Origin of the sequence: Amycolatopsis bullii, assembly GCF_014654205.1 — a bacterium.
In the GTDB taxonomy this organism is placed as follows: Bacteria; Actinomycetota; Actinomycetes; order Mycobacteriales; family Pseudonocardiaceae; genus Amycolatopsis; species Amycolatopsis plumensis.
This window is the reverse complement of the sequence record NZ_BNAW01000025.1, coordinates 71,429-96,382: the sequence shown is the minus strand read 5'-3', so window position 1 is coordinate 96,382 and position 24,954 is coordinate 71,429. Positions and strand designations below refer to the sequence as shown.

At 73.1% G+C, this 24,954-nt stretch carries 20 protein-coding genes and 1 riboswitch; of the genes, 14 read left to right on the top strand and 6 right to left on the bottom strand.

Annotated features, from left to right (window positions below; all coding sequences use genetic code 11):
- Positions 1 to 2: 2 nt before the first annotated feature.
- The 8 genes from IE317_RS25785 (at position 3) to IE317_RS25750 (ending at position 7,589) form a co-directional block, all read left to right on the top strand.
- Positions 3 to 695 (top strand): ArsR/SmtB family transcription factor, encoded by a 693-nt coding sequence (locus tag IE317_RS25785; RefSeq protein WP_191313916.1) that lies wholly within the window; start codon positions 3 to 5, stop codon positions 693 to 695.
- Between the two features lie 97 nt (positions 696 to 792).
- Positions 793 to 2,271 carry a potassium/proton antiporter gene (locus IE317_RS25780; protein WP_191313915.1) on the top strand — a complete coding sequence of 493 codons (1,479 nt, stop codon included), beginning with the start codon at positions 793 to 795 and terminating at the stop codon, positions 2,269 to 2,271.
- A gap of 84 nt (positions 2,272 to 2,355) precedes the next feature.
- Entirely contained in the window at positions 2,356 to 3,000 is a 645-nt protein-coding gene (locus tag IE317_RS25775) for a M23 family metallopeptidase (RefSeq protein WP_229902912.1), read from the top strand.
- 292 nt (positions 3,001 to 3,292) lie between these two features.
- Positions 3,293 to 3,407, top strand: a riboswitch (SAM riboswitch).
- Positions 3,408 to 3,446: 39 nt separating this feature from the next.
- The gene (locus IE317_RS25770; protein ID WP_191313913.1) at positions 3,447 to 4,766 is read left to right on the top strand and encodes an aminotransferase class V-fold PLP-dependent enzyme; all 1,320 of its coding nucleotides are present in this window, start codon (positions 3,447 to 3,449) and stop codon (positions 4,764 to 4,766) included.
- Positions 4,767 to 4,782: 16 nt separating this feature from the next.
- The gene (locus IE317_RS44200; RefSeq protein ID WP_194732774.1) at positions 4,783 to 5,382 is read left to right on the top strand and encodes a hypothetical protein; all 600 of its coding nucleotides are present in this window, start codon (positions 4,783 to 4,785) and stop codon (positions 5,380 to 5,382) included.
- A gap of 4 nt (positions 5,383 to 5,386) precedes the next feature.
- On the top strand, positions 5,387 to 5,995 hold the full coding sequence (locus tag IE317_RS44195; RefSeq protein WP_194732773.1) for a hypothetical protein: 609 nt from the start codon (positions 5,387 to 5,389) through the stop codon (positions 5,993 to 5,995).
- On the top strand, positions 5,992 to 6,663 hold the full coding sequence (lspA, locus tag IE317_RS25755; protein ID WP_373309112.1) for a signal peptidase II: 672 nt from the start codon (positions 5,992 to 5,994) through the stop codon (positions 6,661 to 6,663). The genes IE317_RS44195 and lspA overlap by 4 nt, the downstream gene beginning before the upstream one ends.
- Entirely contained in the window at positions 6,660 to 7,589 is a 930-nt protein-coding gene (locus IE317_RS25750) for an RluA family pseudouridine synthase (protein ID WP_191313912.1), read from the top strand. The genes lspA and IE317_RS25750 overlap by 4 nt, the downstream gene beginning before the upstream one ends.
- Here the strand turns inward: IE317_RS25750 and IE317_RS25745 are convergent.
- Entirely contained in the window at positions 7,586 to 8,644 is a 1,059-nt protein-coding gene (locus tag IE317_RS25745; RefSeq protein ID WP_191313911.1) for an AsnC family protein, read from the bottom strand. The genes IE317_RS25750 and IE317_RS25745 overlap by 4 nt on opposite strands.
- A 134-nt stretch (positions 8,645 to 8,778) precedes the next feature.
- Here IE317_RS25745 and IE317_RS25740 point away from each other — a divergent pair, with 134 nt between their 5' ends.
- The 3 genes from IE317_RS25740 (at position 8,779) to IE317_RS25730 (ending at position 17,781) form a co-directional block, all read left to right on the top strand.
- A complete protein-coding gene (locus tag IE317_RS25740) occupies positions 8,779 to 15,447 on the top strand; it encodes a DUF885 domain-containing protein (RefSeq protein WP_191313910.1) in 6,669 nt (2,222 codons plus the stop codon).
- Positions 15,444 to 16,658: a fumarylacetoacetase gene (gene fahA / locus IE317_RS25735; protein ID WP_191313909.1), complete on the top strand. Its 1,215-nt coding sequence runs from the start codon at positions 15,444 to 15,446 to the stop codon at positions 16,656 to 16,658. Before IE317_RS25740 ends, fahA begins: the two co-directional genes overlap by 4 nt.
- 82 nt (positions 16,659 to 16,740) lie before the next feature.
- Complete coding sequence (locus IE317_RS25730) at positions 16,741 to 17,781, top strand: LLM class F420-dependent oxidoreductase (protein WP_191313908.1); 1,041 nt, start codon at positions 16,741 to 16,743, stop codon at positions 17,779 to 17,781.
- Between the two features lie 95 nt (positions 17,782 to 17,876).
- On the opposite strand, the gene IE317_RS25725 is transcribed toward IE317_RS25730, so the two are convergent.
- Positions 17,877 to 18,461: a class F sortase gene (locus tag IE317_RS25725; RefSeq protein ID WP_191313907.1), complete on the bottom strand. Its 585-nt coding sequence runs from the start codon at positions 18,459 to 18,461 to the stop codon at positions 17,877 to 17,879.
- A 257-nt stretch (positions 18,462 to 18,718) separates the two neighbouring features.
- On the opposite strand from IE317_RS25725, the gene IE317_RS25720 reads away from it, so the two are divergent.
- Entirely contained in the window at positions 18,719 to 19,660 is a 942-nt protein-coding gene (locus IE317_RS25720) for a Ppx/GppA phosphatase family protein (RefSeq protein WP_229902911.1), read from the top strand.
- A gap of 205 nt (positions 19,661 to 19,865) precedes the next feature.
- On the opposite strand, the gene IE317_RS25715 is transcribed toward IE317_RS25720, so the two are convergent.
- Genes IE317_RS25715 through IE317_RS25705 form a run of 3 tightly spaced genes read right to left on the bottom strand, consistent with a single transcriptional unit; the run spans position 19,866 to position 23,371 of the window.
- Positions 19,866 to 22,265, bottom strand: coding sequence for a glycoside hydrolase family 65 protein (locus IE317_RS25715; protein WP_191313906.1), 2,400 nt, complete (start codon positions 22,263 to 22,265; stop codon positions 19,866 to 19,868).
- Entirely contained in the window at positions 22,262 to 22,993 is a 732-nt protein-coding gene (locus tag IE317_RS25710; RefSeq protein ID WP_191313905.1) for an HAD family hydrolase, read from the bottom strand. Before IE317_RS25710 ends, IE317_RS25715 begins: the two co-directional genes overlap by 4 nt.
- A 9-nt stretch (positions 22,994 to 23,002) precedes the next feature.
- Complete coding sequence (locus tag IE317_RS25705) at positions 23,003 to 23,371, bottom strand: ArsR/SmtB family transcription factor (RefSeq protein WP_191313904.1); 369 nt, start codon at positions 23,369 to 23,371, stop codon at positions 23,003 to 23,005.
- 118 nt (positions 23,372 to 23,489) lie between these two features.
- Between IE317_RS25705 and IE317_RS25700 the strand changes: the two genes are divergently transcribed.
- Complete coding sequence (locus tag IE317_RS25700; RefSeq protein ID WP_191313903.1) at positions 23,490 to 23,990, top strand: PaaI family thioesterase; 501 nt, start codon at positions 23,490 to 23,492, stop codon at positions 23,988 to 23,990.
- Here the strand turns inward: IE317_RS25700 and IE317_RS25695 are convergent, their stop codons facing one another.
- Complete coding sequence (locus tag IE317_RS25695) at positions 23,991 to 24,467, bottom strand: MarR family winged helix-turn-helix transcriptional regulator (RefSeq protein ID WP_191313902.1); 477 nt, start codon at positions 24,465 to 24,467, stop codon at positions 23,991 to 23,993.
- Here IE317_RS25695 and IE317_RS25690 point away from each other — a divergent pair.
- Positions 24,466 to 24,927 (top strand): pyridoxamine 5'-phosphate oxidase family protein, encoded by a 462-nt coding sequence (locus IE317_RS25690; protein WP_191313901.1) that lies wholly within the window; start codon positions 24,466 to 24,468, stop codon positions 24,925 to 24,927. The two genes, IE317_RS25695 and IE317_RS25690, sit on opposite strands and share 2 nt — an antisense overlap.
- The last annotated feature ends 27 nt before the right edge of the window (positions 24,928 to 24,954 follow it).

Below are 24,954 nucleotides of genomic sequence, written 5' to 3'. Positions count from 1 at the left end.
GCATGGAGACGATCGCGCTGGCCGAGGTGGCCGCGGTGCTGGCCGACCCGAGCCGGGCCACCATGTGCCTCGTGCTGCTCGACGGGCGAGCGTGGACCGTCGGGGAGCTCGCGAAAGCGGCCGGGATCGCCCTCTCGACGGCGAGCGAGCACGTCACCCGGCTGGCCGGCGCCGGCTTCGTCGTCCGGGTCAAGCAGGGGCGGGCCAGCTACGTCCGGATCGCCGACCCGCGCGTCGCCGAGCTCATCGAGCACCTCGCGCAGCACGCCGAGCACCGGCCGGTGACCGGGCTCAAAGCCTCGGTGCGGGCGCGGCGGCTCGGCTTCGCCCGGACCTGTTACGACCACCTCGCCGGCGAGCTCGGCGTCGCCCTGCGCGAGGGCATGCTCGCCACCGGCCTGGTCGACACCGCGGCCGGGCTGGCGCTGACCCCGCGCGGCCGCGAAGTCCTGGACGACCTCGGCGTGCCGGTCGCCGCCGGGCGGCGGCCGCTGCTGCGTGACTGTCTGGATTGGACGGAGCGGCGGGACCACCTCGCCGGGGCGCTGCCCGCGGCGCTGCTCGACCGGGCGGTCGCCGCCGGCTGGGTGGCCAGGGACGGCCACCGCGCGGTCAAGGTGCTGCCCGCGGCGGGGAAGCCGTTCGCCGCTCTCGGTGTCGATCTCGACGCGCTCGGTGGTGTCGCGGCGCCTTAACACACCGGGTGTCCGGCGCCAGGCAGCGGTACACGAACGAGTTAACCCGCGCGCCTCACTATTCTGAGGGCCCCACGGCACTCGGGAGGAGGCGGGCATGGACCAGCTTCCCGTGCTGCTCGGCGTCGGCGGTGTCGTGCTCCTCGCCTCCGTGCTGGCCGTGCGCGTGTCGATCCGGCTCGGCCTGCCCTCGCTGCTGCTGTACCTGGGGATCGGCGTCCTGCTGGGGGAAGCCGGCTTCGGCATCCGGTTCGACAACCCCGAGCTGACCCAGTCGCTCGGGCTCGCCGCGCTCGTCATGATCCTCGCCGAAGGCGGGCTGACCACCCGGTGGTCGGCGGTGAAACCCGCGCTGGGCCGCGGGATCGCACTGTCCACAGTGGCCGTGGTGGTCAGTGTCGCGGCGACCGGCGCGGCCCTGCACTGGCTGCTCGGCCTCGACTGGCGGCTGGCGCTGCTGTGGGGCGCGGTGCTCGCCTCGACCGACGCGGCCGCGGTGTTTTCGGTGCTGCGCACCGCGGGCATCGGCAAACGGCTCACCGGCGCGCTCGAACTCGAGTCGGGCATCAACGACGCGCCGGCCTACATCGCCGTCGTGGTGCTGGCCGAAGGCACCACTGTGGACTGGACGCTGCCGCTGCTGGTGGTCTACGAGCTGACCGCGGGCCTGGTCATCGGCCTCGCCTTCGGCTGGCTCGGCGGGCTCGCGCTGCGCCGGGCCGCGCTGCCGGCGACCGGCCTCTACCCGCTCGCCACGGTCGCGGTCTGCGTCGTCGCGTATTCGTCCGGGCAGCTGCTGCACGCGTCCGGCCTGCTCGCCACCTACGTCGCCGCGCTGGTGCTCGGGAATTCGCGCCTGCCGCACCGGTCGGACACGCTCTCGTTCGCCGAAGGGCTGGGCTGGCTGGCGCAGATCGGCCTGTTCGTGCTCCTCGGCTTGTTCGCCTCGCCGGGCCGGCTGCTCGACGCGATCGTGCCGGGCCTGGTCGCGGGCGCGGTCGTGCTGCTGCTGGCGCGGCCGCTGTCGGTCGTGCTGTCGATGCTGCCGTTCCGGCTGCCGTGGCGGGAGCAGGCGTTCCTGTCGTGGGCCGGGCTGCGCGGCGCCGTGCCGATCGTGCTCGCCATGATCCCGCTGTCGCAGGGCCTACCGGGCGCGCAGCGGCTGGTCGACGCGGTGTTCGTGCTGGTCATCGTGCTGACGCTGGTGCAGGGGGCGACGCTCGGCCCGCTCGCGCACCGGCTCGGACTGGCCAAGAAGTCCGAGGCGCACGAAATCGAGGTCGACTCCGCGCCGCTGGACGAGCTGGGCGCCGAACTGCTGCAGGTCCGCATCCAGCCCGGGTCGAAGATGCACGGCGTGTACCTATCCGAGCTGCGGCTGCCGGTGGGGGCGACGATCAGCCTGGTCGTGCGCGACGGCGCGGGCTTCACGCCGCAGAAGACCAGCCGGCTGCAGGAGAACGACCAGCTGCTGGTCGTCACGACGAGCGCCGTCCGCGACGCCGTCGAACGCCGGTTGCGCGCGGTCGACCGGGCCGGGCGCCTGGCCCGCTGGAAGGGCGAGTCCGGCCGGTAATTCACGAACAGTCTTCCCAGTAGTCCCTCTTTTGGCTTAATGTGCGCTCGATCGAGTGAACACGGCGCCCCAGGAGGACTCGCGGTGACTGTTTCCCTGCGCGCGGCGGGTCTGGCCGCTGCCGTTCTCGCCGCCGTCGGGCTCCTGGCGGCCCCGGCGTCCGCCGAGTCCTTCCCGGCGCTCGCCTTCCCGTTCGAAGCGGGCCAGCAGGCCTACTCGGCGGGCATCCACTCCGACGACGGCACCGGCGGCGTGCGGAACGCGATCGATTTCAGCCCCGCGGACGGCACGGTCCGCGCGGCGCTGGCCGGCACGGTCCGCCTGCAGCACTGCTCCGGCGGCGACTGGGTGACCGTCGATCACCCGGGTGGGTGGCGGACCGGCTACTACCACCTCGAGGGCATCCGGGTCACCGACGGTGAGCACGTCGAGGCCGGGACGGTGCTGGGCTCGACCGGCAACGCGCTGCCGTGCGGCGGCAGCAGCACCGGCGCGCATGTCCACTTCACGCTGTGGACGCTCCCCGACGCGGCGGCGGGCGACTGGGACGGTGTCGCGTTCGCCCGGATTTCGACGGCGGTCGCGGCGGCTCTCGGCGAGCCGGTCGACGGCAAGACCCTCGGCGGCTGGCGCTTCGCGGCGGGGCCGGAGCAGTACTCGGGCACCGCGACGCACCTCGCGGACGGAGCCGTGGTCCGGCTCCCGGGCCGCTTCCGCGCGACGCCCTGACGCGAACGGCACACGAGCCGGACACGAGCGGCCCACGAGCCGGGTCGCGTTCAACGAGCACTGCGGCGCGGAGCACCTCGGTCGAGGGTGGCGTCGGGGCACGGGATGCCCCGAAGGCCGCCTTGGGGGTGTGGGACGGGGATCCCAGGCCACCTCGGGGCGCTGTCCGTCGCCGTGCCCTCCGGTTCGCCGCCCGCAACCCGAGTCGACGCCCTCACCGTCTGTGAGCGGCGTCTCAGAATGTGAATCCGGGGTTGGCCGCCGGGCGCGTTCTCGGTTACCTTCTGGCTCAGGTCATGAGTGCCAGCGCGAAGCCCCGGCTTGCTGGCCGGCAACCCTCCTACCGCGGTGGGGTGCCCCGGGTGAAGACCGGGCCGGTCGCGCCGTGCGACGGGCAAGCGCGGGCCCCTCGCCGGGGTCCCCCGGATCGCCGAGGAGGCACCCCGATGACTCTCGCCATCGCTCGCACCCAGACCGAAGCCGTCCCGGCCGTCGCCGGGGCGTCGCTGCGCGTTCCCCTGGTGACCGGGGAAACGGTCGGCTACGCCAATCTCGACCACGCCGCGAGCGCCCCCTGTCTCGACGCCGTCCGCGCCAAGGTCGACGAGTTCCTGCCCTGGTACGCCAGCGTCCACCGCGGTGCCGGCTTCGCGTCGCAGGTCTCGACCAAGCTCTACGAGCGCACCCGGGACGTCCTGCGCCGCTTCGTCGACGCCCGGCGCACCGACACCGTCGTCTTCACCCGCAACACCACCGATTCCTTCAACCTGCTCGCCCGCAGCCTGCCGCGGCACACCACGGTGATCGTGTTCGACACCGAGCACCACGCCACCCTCCTCCCGTGGCCGGGGCCGAACGTCCGGCGGCTGCCGACGCCGCGCACCCGCCTCGCCGCGGTGTCCGCTGTGGACGATGCGCTCGCGGCCGCCCCGCAGGGACCGCGGCTGGTCGTGGTCACCGGAGCGTCCAATGTGACCGGTGAGCTGCTCCCGGTGGCGGAAATCGCCGCGGTGGCGCGGAAACACGGTGCCCGCATCGCGCTCGACGCCGCCCAGCTGGCCCCGCACCGCCGGATCTCCGTCAAGGAACTGGACGTCGACTACGTCGCCCTGTCCGGCCACAAGCTGTACGCGCCGTTCGGCGCGGGCGCGCTGATCGGCCGCGCCGACTGGCTGCGCGCGGCGCCGCCGTACCTCGCCGGCGGCGGCGCGACGAAGCTCGTCACCGAAGACGCCGTCGTCTGGAACACCGGCCCGGAGCGCCACGAAGCCGGTTCGCCCAACACCGTCGGCGTGTACGCGCTCGGCGTCGCGTGCGAAACACTGAGCGAGAACTGGGCCGCGATCGAACACCACGAACAGGCCCTGCTCACCCGGCTGCGCAAGGGCCTCGAGGCCATCCCGGGCTGCGCCGAACTGCGGCTGTTCGACGCGCCGGTCGACCGGGTCGGCACGGTGAGCTTCGTCGTCGACGGGTTCGACCCGGGCTGGCTCGCCGCGGTGCTGTCCGCCGAGTACGGCATCGGCGTCCGCGACGGCGCCTTCTGCGCCCACATCGCGGCCAAGCGGCTGATCGGCGTCACCGGCGGCGACGGGCGGCAGGCGGTCCGCGTCAGCCTCGGCCTCGGCAGCACGGAGGAACACATCGACCGCGTGCTCCTCGCGCTGCGGCAGATCGTCGCCCGCGGAGCCCGCTGGGAGTACACGAAGGTGGACGGCCGCTGGGCTCCGGTCGGCGACCCGCGGGAGCTGCCGCCGTTCTGCTGAGCGCTAGCCTGGGCCGATGGGGAGAGGGCCGCGTTTCTGGTTTCCGCTGGCACTGCTGGGCTTCGCCGAGATCGGGTCGGTCGCGGTGCAGCTGCTGGCCCGCCGCAGCCGGGCCGAAAGCGAATCCGCGAACCTGCTACTCGGACCGTCGGTCCCGCCCGGGACGACCGAGTACGGCCACGCGCTGAGGTTCCCGCTGGACGATTTCCACACGATGGGGACCATTCTGCCGACCGGGCCGGCGTGGCTGGTCACGCTCGGCGTGGTCCTCGTCGGCACGGCCGTCTGGTACGCGGTCGCCCGGCGACCGGTCCGCATCGGGTGGTTCGTCGCCGGCACGATCGGCGCGCTGCTCGCCGTCCCGCTGCTGGACCTGGTCGGGTCCTGGCAGTTCCGGCTCGATGACAACCTGCGCGGCCCGCTCCTGGCCACGCTCGGCCTGCTCGTCCTCGCCGCGTACGAGCGCAGCCGGTTCGTCCTGGTGACGGCGGCCGCGTTCGCCCTGGTCGCGGTGGTGCTCTCGGCGGACACGGCGGGCATGCTCGGGTCGGCGATGATCCTGCTCGCCGCCGCTTTCCTGGCGTTGCTGCGGGCCCAGCCGCGCTCGGTACCCTGAGCCGATGGGGAGTGCACGCCGGTCCTGGTTCCCGCTGGCCGCGCTGGGGTTCGCGCTGCTGGTGATGGTGGCCGTCGCGCTGGTCCCCGACGACGTCGAAGCCGCGCAGGCCTACCAGCTGACCCAAGGCCTCCACGGCCTCGGTACCGGCGGGGTCGGGGGCACCGGCCTGGCGTCCGAGCGGGTTTCGGTCACCGCCGTCGCGGTCGCCGGGGTGCCGTCGGGGAGGCTCGGCTGGCTCGCCGCTCTCGCCTGCGTGGTGCTCGCCGTCGCCGCCTGGTACTGGCGGCAGCTGCGGCCGCCGCGCCCCGGCCGGTTCGTCCTCGGCACGCTGGGCGCGCTGGCCGCCGTTCCGCTGCTCGACCTGGTCGGTGCGCTCCAGTTCCGGCTCGGCGGCGACGTCCGCGGCCCGCTGCTCGCGACACTGGGGCTCCTCGTGCTGGCGGCTTACGAACGAAGCTGGTTCCTGGCGGCCGTTGCCGGGGTGTTCGCCCTGGTGGCGACGGTGTTCCTGCCCCCGGTGGCCGGCGCGCTCGCCGCGGCGGGCGTGCTGCTGGCGGCCGCCTTCGCGGTGCTCCTGCGCCCCCGGCCGGACGGGCCCGGCACGGCCTGACCTGCGCCGTGGACAATGGACCGGTGAGCACCGAGCCCAGCCACTCCGAACCCGACACCGCCACGCCCGCCGAGGCGGTGCCCGATCCGGCCGCCGACGCGCCCGAGAACCCGGAGGTCCCGGCGCAGCCGCTGCTGCCGAAGCGGCGGATCGGCTGGGTCTTCGCGGTCGCCGTCGTGTTCTGGGCGATCGACCTGGTGACGAAGAACCTGGTCGTCGCCAACCTCGAGGGCAAGGAGCCGGTCAAGGTCCTCGGCGGGCTGATCTACCTGCAGGTGATCCGCAACCCCGGCGCCGCGTTCTCGATGGCCACCGGCATGACCTGGGTGCTCGCCCTCGTCGCGCTCGCCGTCGTCATCGCGATCGTCTGGCTGTCGCGGCGGCTGCGCTCGATCGGCTGGGCGATCGGCCTCGGCCTGGTCCTCGCCGGCGCCACCGGCAACCTGACCGACCGCATCTTCCGCGCGCCCGGCGGGCTGCAGGGCCACGTCGTCGACTTCATCTCCGCCTTCGCCCCCAACGGCAAGGGCTTCGCGATCTTCAACATCGCCGACTCCGCGATCTGCGTCGGCGGCGCCCTGATCGTGCTGCTGTCGCTGCTGGGCAAGGACTACGACGGCACCTCGACCAAGGACAAGAAGATCAAGCAGGCGGAGGAGCAGGCGTGAGCTCGCGGATGCTCCCGGTGCCCGACGGGCTCGACGGGATGCGGGTCGACGCCGGCCTCGCCAAGCTGCTCGGGCTGTCGCGCACGGTCGTCGCCGAGCTCGCCGAGTCCGGGGACGTGCTGCTCGACGGCCGTCCCGCGGGCAAGTCCGACCGCCTCTCCGGCGGCGGCCTGCTGGAGATCACCCTGCCGGAGCCGGCGAACCCGGTCGAGGTCGTCGCGCAGCCGGTCGAGGGCATGCAGATCCTCCACGACGACGACGACATCGTGGTGATCTCGAAGCCGGTCGGCGTCGCGGTGCACCCCAGCCCGGGATGGACCGGCCCGACCGTCGTCGGCGGCCTCGCCGCCGCCGGCCTGCGCATCGCGACGTCGGGCGCGGCCGAGCGCCAGGGCGTGGTGCACCGGCTCGACGCGGGCACCACCGGCGTGATGGTGGTGGCCAAGAGCGAGCACGCCTACACCGTGCTCAAGCGCGCGTTCAAGGAACGCACGGTCGACAAGGGCTACCACGCGATCGTCCAGGGCCACCCGGACCCGACCCGCGGCACGATCGACGCCCCCATCGACCGCCACCCGCGCCACGACTACAAGTTCGCGGTGGTCCAGGGCGGCCGCCCGAGCGTCACGCACTACGAAGTCGTCGAGGCGTTCCGGGCCGCGTCGCTGGCGCACATCAAGCTGGAAACCGGGCGGACGCACCAGATCCGCGTCCACTTCTCGGCTCTGCGGCACCCCTGCGTCGGCGACTTGACCTACGGCGCCGACCCGGTGCTGGCCCGCCACCTCGGCCTCAACCGGCAGTGGCTGCACGCCAAGACCCTGGCGTTCGCCCACCCGGCGGACGGCCGCTGGGTCGAGTTCGAGTCGGAGTACCCGGACGACCTGGCGAAGGCCCTCGAGATCCTGCGCGACGAAAGCTATTAGTCCTCGATCGACCAGGTCAGGGTGCGCTCGTCCGGCTCCGGCCGCGGGCTCCAGCGCACCGAAACCACGCGGGTGGCGTCCGGGAGGACGTACACCGTGTGGCCGCCCAGCGTCTCGCCCGGGTTGACGCCGATCTTGTGCGGCGGCCGGGAGGTCAGCGACACCGGCGCCTTGCCGATCGGCGTGCCGTCGGCGGCCAGCAGCTCCAGGTAGTTGTCCGGCAGCGACGCGAACGGGATCGCCCCGCGGTTGGTGATCTCGGTGTGCACCACCACCGCGCGTTCGCCGGCCTCCAAGCGGTACCCGGCCGCGCTGAACAGGTAGTCCGCCGGGTCCTGGACTTCCAGCAGCTGCACCGACAGCTGCTCGCCCTCCAGGCCCTGGGTCTCCATGACCTCGCCGAGCCGGCCCTGCTTGCCGGTGGCGGGCCCGCTCGGCCGGGCGGGTGCGTCGCCGCGGGCCCACGACGCCGTCTGCGGCACGCCCCACGTGCTCACGGCCGGGTCGAGCGGCACCGGCGGCGGGGTGAACGGCCGGGGCGGGGGCGGCGGCTGGTGCTGCGGTGGCGGGCCCGGGTAGCGGCCGGACGGCGTGCCCTGGACGGGGTGCGGCCCGGACGGCGTCCCGTGGACGTTGTAGGGCCCCGAGGGCGCGCCCTGCACGGTGTACGGCCCGGAAGGGGCACCTTGGACGTTGTACGGCCCGGAAGGGGCGCCCTGGACGTTGTACGGCCCCGACGGCGTCCCCTGGACCGGCGGCATCGGCGGCCCGGGCGGCGGCTGCTGCGGCACGGGGTGCGAAGGCGGCGGGAACGGCGGCTGCGGCGGCCGGTTCGCCCACGACGGCGGGGCGCCGGCGATGGCCGCGCGGAGGCCGTTCGGGTCGCTTTCGACGCCGACGAGCAGGGGCAGCCCGCTGCCGGACAGGGCGACCAGCCGGTAGGCGACCTCGCGGGGATCCATGCCGACCTTGGCCGCCAGCTCGTGCACCGCGGCCTTGCCGAGGTCGGCGAGCGCGGCGAGCAGGCGGGCATCCACGGGATCGGTCACGGCCACCCGAGGAACGCTACCGCCTGGCCGATCCGCGGCGCCGCAGGCCGTCCGCCCCGGGCGAACGGCCCGGCGTTTCTGTCGGTGATCTCCGTTAGGGTCGGCCGTGAAGCACTGCAGCCGAAGCTGGGGGTCCTGCCATGACCGCGGTCACCGAACTCGCCGACGAGTTCGTCGAAGCGCTGTTCGCCGCCGAGCCGCTGACGCCGGCGCTGCTGGGCATCCGCCCGGCGGAGCCCGGTCTGGGGGACCCGTCGGCCGAGGCCGAGCAGGCGTTCCGGGCCCGGCTCGCGGCGTTCCTCGAACGCGCCCGCGCGCTGGAGGCCGAGGACGCCGAAGACCGGATCACCCGCGAGGTGCTGATCACCACGGCCGAGGACCGCATCGCGGCGATCGACAGCCGGCTGGCCGAGTTCACCGTCACCGACCTGTCCACCGGGCCCGCGGCCGGCCTGCTGATGGCCCTGCCGATGACGACGGTGACGGCGGGCGAGGCCGCGGAGGCCCAGCTCGGCCGGCTGGCCGCGATCCCGGAGTACCTGCGCCGGGCCGCGCGGCGGCACGCCGCGGGCATCGCCGACGGCCTGCTCCCGGTGGCCCACCTGGTCGACGCCGCGATCGCGCACCTCGACCGCTACCTCGCCGAGCCGGACGCCGATCCGCTGCGCCGCCAGCCCGCTCCGGACGAGGAGTTCGAGCGGCGGCGCGAGCAATTGCTCGCCGAGGTCGTCCGCCCGGCCTTCGCCGAGTACCGCGAATTCCTGATCACCGACGTGAAGCCGCACGGGCGCCCCGCGGACCGGCCCGGCCTGTCGTGGCTGCCGGGCGGTGCCGAGACGTACGCCCGGATGGCGCGGATGCACACGACCACCGGGCTCACCCCGGACGAGCTGCACCGGATCGGCCTCGACACGATCGAGGCGCTCGCCGCCGAGTACCGGGAGCTGGGGGCGAAGGTGTACGGCACCGAAGACCTCGCCGAGATCTTCACGCGCCTGCGGACCGATCCGGCGCTGCGCTGGCGCAGTGCGGAGGAGCTGCTGGAGACCGCCCGCACGGCCGTCGCCCGCGCGACCGCGGAAGCCCCGAAGTGGTTCGGCCGGATCCCGGAGCAGCAGTGCACGGTCGAAGCCGTGCCGGCGGAGGTCGCGCCCGGCGCGCCCCCGGCGTACTACCTGCGCCCGGCCGTCGACGGCTCGCGGCCGGGCATCTACTTCGCGAACACCCACGAAGCCACCGAGCGGCTGCGGCACATGGCCGAAACGACCGCGTTCCACGAAGCCGTTCCGGGCCACCACTTCCAGCTCAGCATCGCGCAAGGGCTCACCGAGCTGCCGCTGCTGCGCCGCATCGGCGGGTTCAACGCCTACATCGAGGGCTGGGGGCTCTACAGCGAGCGCCTGGCCGACGAAATGGGGCTCTACTCCGACGACATCGCCCGGCTCGGCATGCTGGCCGGCGACTCGCTGCGGGCGGGCCGGCTGGTCGTCGACACCGGGCTGCACGCGCTGGGCTGGAGCCGGCAGCAGGCGATCGACTACCTGCTGGAGCACACGCCGGAGGCGCGCCCCGAGGCCGAGTCCGAGGTCGACCGCTACATCGCCTGGCCGGGCCAGGCGCTCGGGTACCTGGTGGGCCGGCTGGAGATCCAGCGCGCCCGCACCCGCGCGGCGCAGCGGCTCGGCTCGCGGTTCGACGTCCGCGCCTTCCACGACCTCGTGCTGGCCGGCGGCCCGCTGCCGCTGTCGGTGCTGGCCTCCGTCGTCGACGAGTGGGTGGCCGGCCACGGCGACACCGTCGACGGCCTGGCGAGCGAGCTCGTCGAGCTGTCGTTCGAGCAGGAGCCGCTGCACCCGTCGGTGCTCGGCCTGCCCGGCGACCACGACCGGCTCGGCGACCAGAGCCGGGCGGCGCAGGAGCGCTTCCGGGCCGCGTACACGGGCATCGCCGCCAGGGCGCGCGCCTTGGCCACCGACGGCCTGACGGCGGAAGAAGCGGTCACGAGGGAGGTCGTGATCGCCTCCGCCGAGGTCGAAGCCGACCGGCTCGCCGCCGGGTCCGCCGACCTCGCGGTCAGCGACGGCCTCACCGCGCCCGCGCTCGGGCTGCTGATGTACCTGCCGTACTACCGGCTGGACGACGAAAAGAAGGCGCGCGGCTACCTGGCCCGGCTCGCCGCGATCGAGCCGTTCCTCGCCGAGCTGACCGAGCGGCAGCGCGAGAGCCTGGCCGAAGGGCTGGTGCCGCCGGCGTACCTGGCGCGCGTCGGCGTCGAGTACATCGACCGCTACCTCGGCGCGCCGGAGACCGACCCGCTCAAGGTGGGCACGACAGCGGCCGTCGAGGGCTTCGACGCCGAACGCGACCGGCTGCTCGCCGAAGTGGTCCACCCGGCGTACGCGCGGTACCGGGACTTCCTGCGCACGGAGGTCGAGCCGGCCGGACGGCCCGACACCGCCCCGGGCATCGGCCACGTGCCGGGCGGGGCCGAGCGGTACGCGGCGCTGATCCGCGCGGAGACGACCACCGAGCGCACCGCGCAGGAGCTGCACGAGACCGGGCTGGCGCTGATCGGGCAGCTCGCGGAGGAGTACCGCGAGCTGGGCGCGAAGGTGTTCGGCACCACCGACCTCGCGGAGATCTTCGAGCGCCTGCGCACCGATCCGGCGTTGCGCTGGCGGGACGGCGAGGAGCTGCTGGCCGCGGCCCGGGACGCCATCGCCCGCGCGGAAGCCGTCGCGCCGCGGTGGTTTTCGCGCATCCCGGGGGAGAAGTGCGAGGTCGCGCCGGTGCCGGAGGCCGACGCGGCGAGCGGCACGATCGCGTACTACCTCCAGCCGTCGCTCGACGGCACGCGGCCGGGCACGTACTACGCGAACACCCACGAGGCGGACAAGCGGCCGCGGTTCACCAGTGAGGCGATCGCGTTCCACGAAGCCGTGCCGGGGCACCACTTCCAGCTCAGCCTGGCGCAGGAACTGAAGGACCTGCCGCTGCTGCGGCGGATCGGCATGTTCAACGCCTACGGCGAGGGCTGGGGGCTCTACGCCGAGCGGCTCGCGGACGAAATGGGCCTGTATTCCGACGACGTCTCGCGGCTCGGCATGCTCACGCAGGATTCGATGCGGGCCGGCCGGCTCGTGGTCGACACGGGCCTGCACGCGCTGGGCTGGAGCCGGCAGCAGGCGATCGACTTCCTGGTCGAGAACACGCCGATGGCGCGGCTGGAGATCGAAGCGGAGATCGACCGGTACATCGGCTGGCCGGCGCAGGCGCTGGGCTACATGGTGGGGCGGCTGGAGATCCAGCGGCTGCGCGCCGAGGCCGAGGAGGCCCTCGGCGAGCGGTTCGACATCCGGGGATTCCACGAAGTCGTGCTCGGCCACGGCATGCTGCCGCTGTCGGCGCTGGCGAAGGTGGTCGGCGACTGGGTGGCCGAGCGGCTCGACACGCCCGGCAGGCTGGCCGAGGAGCTGCTCGCGCTGGACTTCGAGCGGCAGCCGCTGTACCCGTCGCTGTACGGCCTGCCCGGCGACCACGGCCGGCTGCCCGATCCGAGCGCGGAGGCCGAAGCGCGGTTCCGCGCGGAGTACGCCGCGATCGCCGCGCGGGCCGGGGCACTCGACCTCGCCGGGCTGCCCTTCGAGGAGCGCGTCACCGGGCAAGTCGTGCTCTCCCAGGCGAAGGCCGCCATCGACGAGATCGACTCCGGCCGCGCCGACATCTCGGTCAGCGACGGGCTCGCCGCGCCCGCGCTGCAGCCGCTGCTCTACCTGCCGCAGACGGTGCTGGACGACGAGCCGAAGGTCCGCGGCTACCTGAGCCGGCTCGCCGGGCTGGGCGACTACCTCGACGCGCTCATCGAGCGGCAGCGGGCCGCGGCGGGCGAAGGGCGGGTGCCGCCGGGCTTCCTGGTGCGCGTCGGCGTCGAGTACGTCGACCGCTACCTCGGCGCGCCCGGGAACGACCCGCTGCGGGTGACACCGCCGTACGCGCTCGACGGCTTCGAGGCCGAGCGCGATCGCCTGCTCGCCGAGGTCGTGCGGCCCGCCTACACGCGTTATCGCGCGTTCCTGGCCGACGAGCTCGCGCCGGTGGCCCGGCCCGAGACGGCGCCGGGCATCGGTGCCCTGCCCGGCGGGCAGGAGCGGTACGCGGCGCTGATCCGCGTCGAGACGACCACCGAGCACACGGCCCAGGAGCTGCACGACACCGGGCTGGCGCTGATCGGGCAGCTCGCCGAGGAGTACCGCGAGCTGGGCGGAAAGCTGTTCGGCACCACCGACCTCGCGGAGATCTTCGAGCGCCTGCGTACCGATCCGGCGTTGCGCTGGCGGGACGGCGAGGAGCTGCTGGCCGCGGCCCGGGACGCCATCACCCGTGCCGAAACCGTGGCCGCGCAATGGTTCTCGCGGGTGCCGGAGCAGCCGTGCCGGGTCGTGCCGGTGCCGGAGGCCGACGCGGCGAGCGGCACGATCGCGTATTACTTGCGGCCGTCGCTGGACGGCACGCGGCCGGGCACGTATTACGCGAACACCCACGAAGCGGAGAAGCGGCCGCGGTTCGCCAGCGAGGCGATCGCGTTCCACGAAGCCGTGCCGGGGCACCACTTCCAGCTCTGCCTCGCCCAGGACCTCTCGGACCTGCCGCTGCTGCGCCGGACGTTGCACGTCAACGCCTACAGCGAGGGCTGGGGGCTTTACGCCGAGCGGCTGGCCGACGAAATGGGCCTGTATTCCGACGACGTCTCGCGCCTGGGCATGCTGACCCAGGATTCGATGCGGGCGGCCCGGCTGGTCGTCGACACCGGCCTGCACGCACTCGGGTGGAGCCGGCAGCGGGCGGTCGACTTCCTGGTCGAGAACACGCCGATGGCGCGGCTGGAGATCGAGGCGGAAATCGACCGCTACACCGCCGACGCGGGGCAGGCGCTGGGCTACATGGTGGGGCGGCTGGAGATCCAGCGGCTGCGCGCCGAGGCCGAGCAGGCCCTGGGCGAGGCGTTCGACATCCGCGAGTTCCACGACGTCGTCCTGGGCAGCGGGACCCTGCCGCTGCCGGTGCTGGCCGACGTGGTCGCCGAGTGGGTGGCCCGGCGCCGTGACACGCCCGACAAGCTCGCCGACGAGTGCCTGGCGCTGATGTTCGAGGCGCAGCCGCTGTTCCCGTCGCTGTACGGCCTGCCGGGCACGCACGACAAGCTCGCCGACCAGACCGCCGAGGCGGCCGCCCGGTTCCGCGCCGGGCTCGCCCGGATCGTCGAGCGGGCGGAAGCGATCGACGCGGCGGCGCTGACGCCGGCCGAGCGCGTCACCCGGGACGTCGTGATCTGGCAGGCCCGCGTGCAGATCGACGTGCTCGACTCCGGCCGGGCCGACATCGCGGTGAGCGACGGGCTGGCCGCGCCGGCGCTCGAGCTGCTGATGGAGCTGCCGCAGACGATCCTCGACGACGACGTCAAGGCGCGCGGGTACCTGAGCAGGCTGGCCGCCGTCGGCACGTACCTCGACCAGCTGATCGAGCGGCAGCGGGCCGCGCTCGCCCGGGGGCTGACCCCGCCGGAGTTCCTGGCGCGCGTCGGCGTCGGCTACGTCGAGCGGTACCTGGCCGCCCCGGGCGAAGACCCGCTGAAGGTGCCGGTCCGGGGGCTCGAAGCCGAGCGCGACCGGTTGCTGGCCGAGGTGGTGTGGCCGGCGTACCGGCGCTACCGGGACTTCCTGGCCGAGGAGGTCGTCCCGGTGGCCCGGCCCGAGACGTCGCCCGGGATCGGCGACCTGCCGGGCGGGCCGGAACGCTACGCGGCGCTGATCCGCGCCGAGACGACGACCGAGCGCACACCGCAGGACCTGCACGAAACGGGCCTGGCGATCATCGAGCGGCTGGCGGAAGAGTACCGCGAGCTCGGTGCCGAGCTGTTCGGCACGACCGACCTGGCGGAGATCTTCGAGCGCATCCGCACGGACCCGGCCCTGCGCTGGCGCGACGGCGACGAACTGCTGGAGTCCGCTCGCGCGGCGATCACCCGGGCGGAAGCCGTGGCGCCCCAGTGGTTCCTGCGCGTGCCGGAGCAGAAGTGCCAGGTCGCCCCGGTGCCCGACGCGGAGGCCGAAAGCGGCTCGATCGCCTACTACATCGAGCCGTCGCTCGATGGTTCGCGGCCGGGTACGTACTACGCGAACACCCGCGACGCGGACCAGCGGCAGCGGACCCTGAGCGAGTCCGTGGCGTTCCACGAAGCCGTGCCGGGCCACCACTTCCAGCTGACGCTGGCCCAGCAGCTGACGGGCGTGCCGTTGCTGCGCCGCATCGGCATGTTCAACGCCTTCTGCGAGGGCTGGGGCCTCTACGCCGAGCGCCTCGCGGACGAAATGGGGCTGTACTCGGACAGCACGGCCCGGCTCGGCCTGCTGACGCAGGATTCGATGCGCGCGGCCCGCCTGGTGGTGGACACGGGCCTGCACGCGCTGGGCTGGAGCCGGCAGCAGGCGGTGGACTACCTGGTCGAGAACACGCCGATGGCGCAGATCGAGATCGAGGCGGAGATCGACCGGTACGCGGGCCACCCGGGCCAGGCGCTCAGCTACATGGTGGGGCGGCTGGAGATCGAGCGGCTGCGCGCCGAGGCCGAGCGCGAGCTGGGCGAGCGATTCGACATCCGCGAGTTCCACGACGTCGTGCTGGGCGGCGGAACCCTGCCGCTGCCGGTGCTGGCCGACGTGGTGGCCGAGTGGGTGGCCGCCCGCGCCGCGCAGGGCGACGGCAGACCAGAGCTGAACTCGGCGGCGACGGCCGCCCGGGACGAGGAGTGACCGTGACCTGGCTCGACCTTGCCGAAGACACGCCCTTCGGTCTCGAAAACCTGCCCTACGGCGTCTTCTCCGTGGGCGGGGCGCCCGAGCGGCGGATCGGCGTGCCCGTCGGCGACCAGGTGCTCGACCTGACCGCCGCGGCCGCCGAAACCGCCGCGTCCTTCGCGCCGCTGCTCACCGCCGGGGTGCTGAACCCGCTGCTGGCCGCCGGCCCGGCCACCTGGCGCGAAGTCCGCGAGAGCGTCACCGGGTGGCTGACCGAATCCCGGTACGCCGATCAGCTGCGGCCGCACCTGGTCCCGCTGGCCGAGGTGACCACGCACCTCGCGTTCGAGGTCGCCGACTACGTCGACTTCTACTCCAGCGAGCACCACGCCCTCAACGCCGGCCGGATCTTCCGCCCGGACGCGGCCGAGCTGCCGCCCAACTGGAAACACCTGCCGATCGGGTACCACGGCCGGGCCGGCACCGTCGTCGCGTCGGGCACGCCGATCGTCCGGCCGCACGGGCAGCGCAAGCCGCGCACCGCCGACACGCCCTCGTTCGGCCCGTCCCAGCGGCTGGACATCGAGGCGGAGGTCGGGTTCGTCGTCGGCACTTCGTCCACAGTGGGCACCCGGGTGTCCACAGCGGACTTCGCGGACCACGTGTTCGGCGTCTGCCTGGTCAACGACTGGTCGGCGCGCGACATCCAGGCCTGGGAGTACCAGCCGCTGGGCCCGTTCCTCGGCAAGTCGTTCGCGACGTCGGTGTCGCCGTGGATCGTCCCGCTGGCGGCCCTGGACCACGCGCGCGTCGACGGCCCGCCGCAGGACCCAGAGCCGTTCGAGTACCTCCGCACGTCCGGGAAGTGGGGCCTGGACCTCGCGCTGGAGATCCGGCTTAACGGCCACCTGGTGTCGAGCCCGCCGTTCGCGACGCAGTACTGGACGGCCCCGCAGCAGCTGGCGCACATGACGGTCAACGGCGCGAGCCTGCGCACGGGCGACCTCTACGCCTCGGGCACGGTGACCGGCCCGGAGCGCGACCAGCGGGGCTCGTTCCTGGAGCTCTCCTGGGGCGGGCGGGAGCCCTTGGAGCTGCCGGGCGGCGTGACCCGCACGTTCCTCGAAGACGGCGACGAGGTGGTGATCAGCGCGACCGCCCCCGGCCCGGCCGGCACCCGCATCGGCTTCGGCGACGTGCGGGGGACGGTGGTCGCGAGCGGATAGTGGCGCTACCCACACCGGAGGACGCCGGGAAGCGCGCATAATGACCAGCGACTAAGCGCTCGCTCACCGCGGAAGGACGCCCATGAAGATCGGGACCGGGATCAGCTACTCCGGAGGCTTCGCCGAAAGCGTCGCCGATGTCGTCGAACTGGAGAAGGCCGGCCTCGACGTCGTCTTCGTGCCGGAGGCGTACTCGTTCGACGCGGTCAGCCAGCTCGGCTACCTGGCCGCGAAGACCGAGCGCGTCCAGTTGGCGTCCGGCATCTTCCAGATCTACACCCGCACGCCGACGCTGACCGCGATGACCGCGGCCGGCCTCGACTTCGTCTCCGACGGGCGGTTCATCCTCGGGCTCGGGGCGTCCGGCCCGCAGGTCATCGAGGGCTTCCACGGCGTGAAGTACGACGCGCCGCTGGGCCGCACGCGCGAAATCGTCGAGGTCTGCCGCCAGGTGTGGCGCCGCGAGCGCGTGGTGCACGAGGGCAAGCACTACACGATCCCGCTGCCGCCGGAGCAGGGCACCGGGCTCGGCAAGCCGCTCAAGCTGATCAACCACCCGGTGCGGGAGCGGATCCCGGTGCTGCTGGCCTCGATCGGGCCGAAGAACGTCGCGCTGACGGCCGAGATCGCCGAGGGCTGGCAGCCGATCTTCTTCCACCCGGAGAAGGCGGCCGACGTCTGGGGCGCCAGCCTGGCCGAGGGCAAGGCCAAGCGCGATCCGGCGCTGGGGGAGCTCGACACGTACGTCACGGTGGCCCTGGCCATCGGTGACGACGTCGAGCCGCTGCTCGACTGGGTGCGGCCGATGCTGGCGCTCTACATCGGCGGAATGGGCGCGCGGGGGAAGAACTTCTACAACGACCTGGCCTGCCGCTACGGCTACGAGGCCGAGGCGAAGCTGATCCAGGACCTGTACCTGGACGGCAAGAAGGAGGAAGCGGCCGCCGCGGTCCCGCTCGAGCTCCTGCGCGCGATCTCCCTGGTCGGCCCGGCGGGGTACGTGAAGGAGCGCGTGGCGGCCTTCGCCGAGGCGGGCGTGACGACCCTGGTGGTGAACCCCCTGCAGCCCGGCCGCGAGGGTCGCGTGGCGGCGGTCTCGCAGCTGCGCGAGCTGATCGGCTGACCGCTCCGCCGCCACCTGCTCGTGAGTGAAAAAGCGGGTTCCAACCCGCTTTTTCACTCACGACCGGCCGCGGCAGACCGCTCGGCCGCCGCGCGTCAGGCCGGGGTCGCGTAGACCGCGGTCCGCGTGCCGCCGAGGCTCGTGCCGTCGTACGTCCCGTCGCTCGTGATCAGCCGTAGTTGGGGGCCCGCGCCCTCGGGGGCGACGAGCGTGCTGTCCGGCTCGCTGGCCGGAAACACCGCCGTCCGCCGGACCGTGAAGCGGGACTCCTGGCCTCGCGCGTCGCGGACCGTGATCGTGGCTCCCGGCGTGAGCCGCTCCAGCCGGGCGAACGCCCCTGCGGAGTACCCGAAACCGGCGTGCGCGGACAGCACCGCCACGCCGGGCGCTCCGGGCACCGGCCCGTCGGCGAACCAGCCGACGCCGAGAGCCGTTCCCGGCTGCTCGCGACGGCCGCCGACGTGGCCGAGCGCGACCACGTGGCCGGACTTCAGGCCCACCGAGGGGATCAGCAGCGCCACCGGCGGGGCGCCGGCCGGCTGATCCGCGGCGGGAGCGGCCGCGGGCGCCGGACCGAGCACCGACGTCACGCCGAGCAGGACGCAGCCGAGCCCGGCCACGACCGCGAGCACGACGGCGGCCGGCCGCACGAGCGCGGCTCGCCGCTCGGGCCGTGGCATCTCTTTCCCCTGCTCCACGCCGGTTTCTATGTCCGATTAATCGCTGAGCGGCCGCGGGCGTTACCGAATCGTGTCCAGGACCACCCTGGTTCACTCAATCGGGTTATCTCACTGTGACCTTCGCGTCAGGAACGCACGCCCGGAGGGCCCCAATCGCGGAAATGCCCGGCGAACCGCGGTGACATCAGACATCATTGCTGGTTTCGAACCGTCGACCCGGGGATATTCACCAGGCGGAAGTGGAGGTGCACCGAGCAGTGCCGAAAAGAGAAGCGCCCGCGGTGGGCGTGCTGGACGTCGGCTCGTTCAGCGCCCGGCTCGTGGTGGTGCCGGTGGACGGCTCGCCCCGCGAACCGGTCGTCAACCACCAGACGCGCCTGCGCCTGGATCGCGAGCTCGACGTTCGCGGCCGCCTCTCCGCCCGCGGCATCGACGCCGTCACGGCCGCCGTCGCGGCGGGCATGAGCACGGCCTACCGCCACGGCGTCAGCGACGTCTACCCGCTCGCCACCTCCTCGATCCGCGACGCCGCCAACGCGGCGGAGGTCGTCCGGCACGTGGCCGGCGAAACCGGGGTCGAGCTGCGCTTCCTCTCCGGCCGCTGCGAGGCCGAACTGACCTACCTCGCCGCCCGCCGCTGGTACGCCGCCGAACCCGGGCCGATGCTCGTGCTCGACATCGGCGGCGGAACGGTCGAACTGGCCGCGGGCACCGGTGAAAAAGCCACGTTCGCGCGCTCGCTGCCGCTGGGCGCCCGCTCGATGACGCGGGACTGGCTGCCGTCCGAGCGCGTGTCGAACAAGCAGGTCAAGGCACTGCGCGCGCACGCCCTCGACGTCGCGACCACCACCCTCGGCGCCGCCGACGTCGACGATCCGCGGGTCGTCGGCTGCTCGAAGGTGCTGCAGCAGCTGGCGCGGCTGGCCGGCGCCCGCCCCGGCAAGTGCAAGGAACTGCGGCTCGACGACCTCCGCGCGTGGATCCCGCGCCTCGCCGCGCTGCCGCCGTCGAAGCGGGCGGAACTGCCCGGCATCTCGCGCAGCCGCGCGCACCAGGCCCTGGCCGGCGCGGTCGTCGCGGAAGCGCTGCTGACGGTCGCCGGCGGCAAGGTGACGATCTGCCCGTGGTCGACCCGCGACGGCCTGCTGCTCACCCTGCAGGACAAGGCGCGGGAAGCGGCCGGGAAACGCGCGGCCTGATTCCGCTGGCCGTCACCGGGAAAACCGGGTATTCCGGAAAGCATGAGCGAGCAGCAGCGCCTCCACGGCCATGACGACGAAGACGAAGAGCTCCCGAAGCTCCCGACCCCCGGCAAGCTGACGCACGACGTGCCGACCGCGCCGGATCCCGATGTGAGCCCGGGTGGGACCGAGGAAGTCCCGGCCCCACCCGGACGGGAAGCCGCTAGCGACCTTCCTCGGTGATGGGGTTGGCCGGTTCCGCGTACTGACGCACCGCTTCGGAGTCCCGCCGCATCGGGGCACGGCCCGGCGGCTGCTTCGGCGGCTCGCCCGCGTCGATCTTCGGGATCGCGTACCGCTGCGGCTCCGCCGTGACGGTGATGCGCTCGCCGTGGTGCAGCACTTCCAGCGGCGCACCGGAGACGACGTGGTAGGTCGCCTGGTCGGGATCGATCTCGACCTGAAACCGGGTGCCGCGGAACATCAGGCGGAAGGTGATCCGCTCCAGCTGCGGGGGCAGCCGCGGTGCGAAGGCCAGTGTCCCGCCGTGGTCGCGCAGGCCGCCGAACCCGGCCACCGCGCCCTGCCACGCCCCGGCCAGCGACGCCATGTGCAGGCCGTTGCGCACGTTGTTGTGCACGTCGTGCAGGTCGGTCAGCGCCGCTTCGGCGAGGTAGTCGTAGGCCAGCTCCAGGTGGCCCACCTCGGCCGCGATGACCGCCTGTGTTCCCGCCGAAAGCGAAGAGTCGCGCACGGTCCGTGCTTCGTAGTAGGCGAAGTTCCGGGCTTTCTCCTCCTGGCTGAAGGAATCGCCGCACAGGTGCAGCGCCAGCACCAGGTCCGCCTGCTTGACGACCTGCTTGCGGTACAGGTCGAAGTACGGGTAGTGCAGCAGCAGCGGGTAGTGTGCCGAGTCGGTGCCCTGGTAGTCCCACTCGTCGTGGTCGAGGAAGCCCTCCGACTGCGGGTGCACGCCGAGTTCTTCGTCGTAGGGCAGGAACATCGCCGCCGCGGCCGCGCGCCAGGAGTCCAGTTCGACGGTGTCGACGCCGAACCGCGCCGCGACGTCGGGGTGCCGCTCGCACGACTCCGCCGCGGCCTGCAGGTTCCGCCGCGCCATCAGGTTGGTGTAGACGTTGTTGTCCGCCACCGCGGAGTACTCGTCCGGCCCGGTGACGCCGTCGATGCGGAACTTTCCGTGCCGGTCGTGGTGGCCCAGCGAAGCCCACAGCCGCGCGGTTTCCAGCAGCAGTTCGGTGCCGTAGTCGCGCTCGAACTCCTCGTCGCCGGTCGCGTTGAGGTAGCGCAGGACGGCGTCGGCGATGTCCGCGCTGACGTGGAACGCGGCCGTGCCCGCCGGCCAGTACGCCGAGCACTCGGCGCCGTTGATCGACCGCCACGGGAACGCCGCGCCGCGCAACCCCAGCTGGTGCGCGCGTTCCCGCGCTTTGTCCATTGTGGAGTGCCGCCAGCGCAGGGCGTCGCGGGCGGCGTCCGGGATGGTGTAGGTCAGCACCGGCAGGACGAAGGATTCGGTGTCCCAGAAGGCGTGCCCGTCGTAACCCGGCCCGGTCAGCCCCTTGCCGGCGATCGCGCGGCTTTCGCCGCGGGCCCCGGCCTGGAGGATGTGGAACAGGGCGAAGCGGACCGCCTGCTGCAGTTCGGGATCGCCCTCGATCTCGACGTCCGACGTCCGCCAGTAGTCGTCGAGGAATTCGCGCTGCTCGGTGAGCAGACCCTTCCAGCCCGTCTGGCGGGCGCCGGCCAGCGCCGCCTCGACCTGCGACCGCAGGGCGGGCACCGAGCGCTGCGCGGACCAGCCGTAGGCGAGGAACTTGGTGATCCGCAGCCGGCCGCCCTTCGGCACGTCGACCGCGACGGTCAGCCGGGCGAGGTCCTCCTCGGAGTGGATGCGGGCGCGGATCCCGTCGTCCACCTCGATCTTGTGGTCCATCGCCGCGGCCATCCGCAGCCCGGAGCGGCGGGTCCGGTGCACCAGCACGGCGTTGTACTCCGACGCGCGGTGGAACTCGCCGACCAGCGGGGAGTTCAGCGCGGCGGCCACCCGCGGGTCGCTCGTGTCGGACTCGATCGGCTCGTTGGCCAGCAGGTCGGACTGGACGACCAGCTGCAGGTCCTCGTCGAGCGGCTCGACCTCGTACCGGATGGCGGCGATCGCCCGCTGGGTGAACGACACGAGCCGTTCGGTGCGGACGCGGACCCGCCGCCCGGTCGGCGACGACCACTCGGTGGTCCGGCACAGCGTGCCCGTGCGGAAGTCCAGGACGCGGTCGTGCGCGGTGGCCGCGCCGTAGCGCATGTCGAGCGGTTCGTCCTCGACGAGCAGCCGGATGATCTTGCCGTCGGTCACGTTGACGACGGTCTGCCCCTCTTCGGGGTAGCCGTAGCCGGCCTCGGCGTAGGGGAGTTCGTGCTGCTCGTAGAACCCGTTGAGGTACGTGCCGGGCAGCCCGCGCGGCTCGGCTTCCTCGAGGGTGCCGCGCAGCCCGATGTGGCCGTTGGACACCGCGAACGCCGATTCGGTGCGCTGCAGCGCGTCGACGTCCATGCCGCGCCAGCGCAGGGCCCACGGCGAGCATTCGTAGCCGTGCGTCTCGGTCATTGGTCCTCCAGGAGGTCGGCGAGGTCGTCGACGACGATGTCGGCCCCGTGGGCCCGCAGTTCTCCGGCCTGGTCCGCGCGGTTGACGCCGACGACGTACCCGAAGCCGCCGGCCTTGCCCGCCTGGACGCCGGACTGGGCGTCCTCGAAGACGGCCGCGTGCGCGGGTTCGACGCCGAGCGCCGCGGCGCCGGCCAGGAACGAGTCCGGTGCCGGCTTGCCGCGCAGGTGCTGTTCGCGGATCACGATGCCGTCGATGCGCGCCTCGACGTACTTGCTCAGGTCGGCGCCGTCGAGCACCTTGGCGCCGTTGGCCGAAGACGTCACCACGGCGATCCGCAGCCCGGCGGCCTTCACGGCTTCGAGGTAGCGCACCGAACCCGGGTACGGGTTGACGCCGCGTTCGTCGATGATCTTGAGGACCAGTTCGTTCTTGCGGTTGCCCACGCCGTTGACGGTCGGGGCGTCCACCGGGTCGTCCGGGTCGCCCTCGGGCAGCACGATCCCCCGTGACCGCAGGAACTCCCGCACGCCGTCGGCGCGCGGGCGGCCGTCCACAAAGGCCGCGTAGTCGTGGTCGGTGAACTCGCTGAACCCGGCGCCGTCACGGGCGCGGAGGAATTCGTCGAACGTCCGCTTCCAGGCCTCGCGGTGGAGGATCGCCGTGCCGGTCAGGACTCCGTCGAGGTCGAACAGGCAGGCGGTGATGGTCTCGGGCAATCCCGTCATGCCCGCACGCTACCGGTCCTCGGACGGGTTCGCGGGCTGTTCGGGGTGCGGGCGCACTCGATGGATGAGTTCGTGGACCGTCGCGTCCGCCAGGCGGTACCGGACCACGCGGCCGGTGCGTTGCGGTGTGACCAGGCCGTGGGCCCGCAGCAGCCGCAGGGCCTGCGACACCGCGGTGTCGGTCATGCCGGTGGCCGCGGCGAGGTCGGTGACGCTGATCTCGCGGGCGTAGTGGATGGAGACCAGCAGCGCGAGCCGCGAGGGGTCGGCGACCACGGAGAAGCGCCGGGCCCACTCGTCGATGACGGCACGGTCGCCCAGCCCGTCGACCGCCGCCGCGACGCGTTCCGGGTCGATCAGCTTGCGGTCGGTGTGCACCCCCGGATGATCCCACCCGCGGCGGGGGCCGACCACCGGTGGTCTGGGTCACGCCGTGCTTGACGCTCGCCGTCCCGCGGGCGAGTCTTAAGACAGTTGTCATAGTCGAGGAGCCCGCATGACCGACGTCGAAGCCCCGGTCCGTTCGAAGACCATCACCTGGCAGGACCCGCTGGAGACGGCTCGGCTGGGCGCCACGATGTCCGGCCTGGAGTACATGCGGGCGATCGCCGAGGGCCGCGTTCCGCCGGCGCCGATCGCCGCGCACTTCGGAATGCGCTGGGAAAGCATCGAGCCGGGCGAGGTCGTCGCCGTCGCCGAGCCGGACGAGTCGCTGTACAACCCGATCGGCATGGTGCACGGCGGTGTGGCGGCCACGATGCTGGACTCGGTGGTCGGCTGTGCGGTGCACACGACGCTCCCGGCCGGCGTCGGCTACGCGTCGGTGGAGCTGAAGGTCAGCTACCTGCGGGCGATCCACGCGGGCCGCGGCGAAATCCGGGCGACGGGCCGCGTGGTGAAGGAGGGCTCGCGGATCGCCTTCGCGGAAGGGGAGATCCGCGACGCCGAGGGGAAGCTGCTGGCCACGGCGTCGGGGACCTGCGTCATCACGCGCTGATCACCGCGGCGGCCGCACCCGCCTCGCGCGGATCGCGTCGTCGCCGCCGTATCGGCCGATGACCGCGGCCAGCAGGGCACGCGCTTCCTCGACCGGCCGGGCGCCGTGCTCCGTCTCGATTTCCTCCTGGAGTTCTTGGCGTAGCACCCGCGTGGCTTCGACGGCGGCCAGCGCGTGTTCCGTCAGGTGCAGCAGTTTCGTGCGCGCGTCCGCCGGATCGGGCTCGCGGCGCAGCAGCCCGCGGCGTTCCAGGTCCGCGACGGCTTTCGACGCCGCCTGCTGAGTGACGCCCATCCGCTCGGCCAGCGCGGTGATGGACAGCGGCGCGGCCAGGACGTGCTGGATCACGACGCCGTCGTTGAAGCGCAGGTCGCCGAAGCCCCGGGTCGCGAGCCGCCGCTGGACCTCGTCGGTCATGGCCCAGCCCGCGAAGAGCGCCGTCAAGGACAGGTCGAGGGTGCTAGGATGCACAACCATGGTTGTGGAATCTAGCAGAGTCCCGGCGGAGCTGGCGGCAGCGTTCGTGCGCGTGGCGCACCGGATCGTCTGGTGCACCCTGGTGACGGTCGACCGGCGGGGCAGACCGCGGTCGCGGGTCGTCCACCCGATCTGGACCCACACGCCGGACGGCCTGGTCGGACGGCTGTTCACCCGGCCGACCCCGCTGAAAATCGCGCACCTGGCGGCATCGCCGTACGTGTCGTGCTCGTACTGGGACCCGCAGCACGAGGTGGCGGTGGCGGAGTGCCGCGCGGAGTTCGAGAACGGCGAGCAGGCGCGTAAGGAGCTGTGGGACCTGTTCGCATCGACGCCGGAGCCGCTGGGCTACGACCCGAAGATCCTCGGCGGCGAGGACCACCGCGACCCGAAGATCACGGTGCTGCGCCTGACACCCTGGCGGCTCTCGACCGGTGGCGAAGCGTGGCGGGCGGCTTAGGGCGCGGAGCCGGGGGCCGGCTCCGCG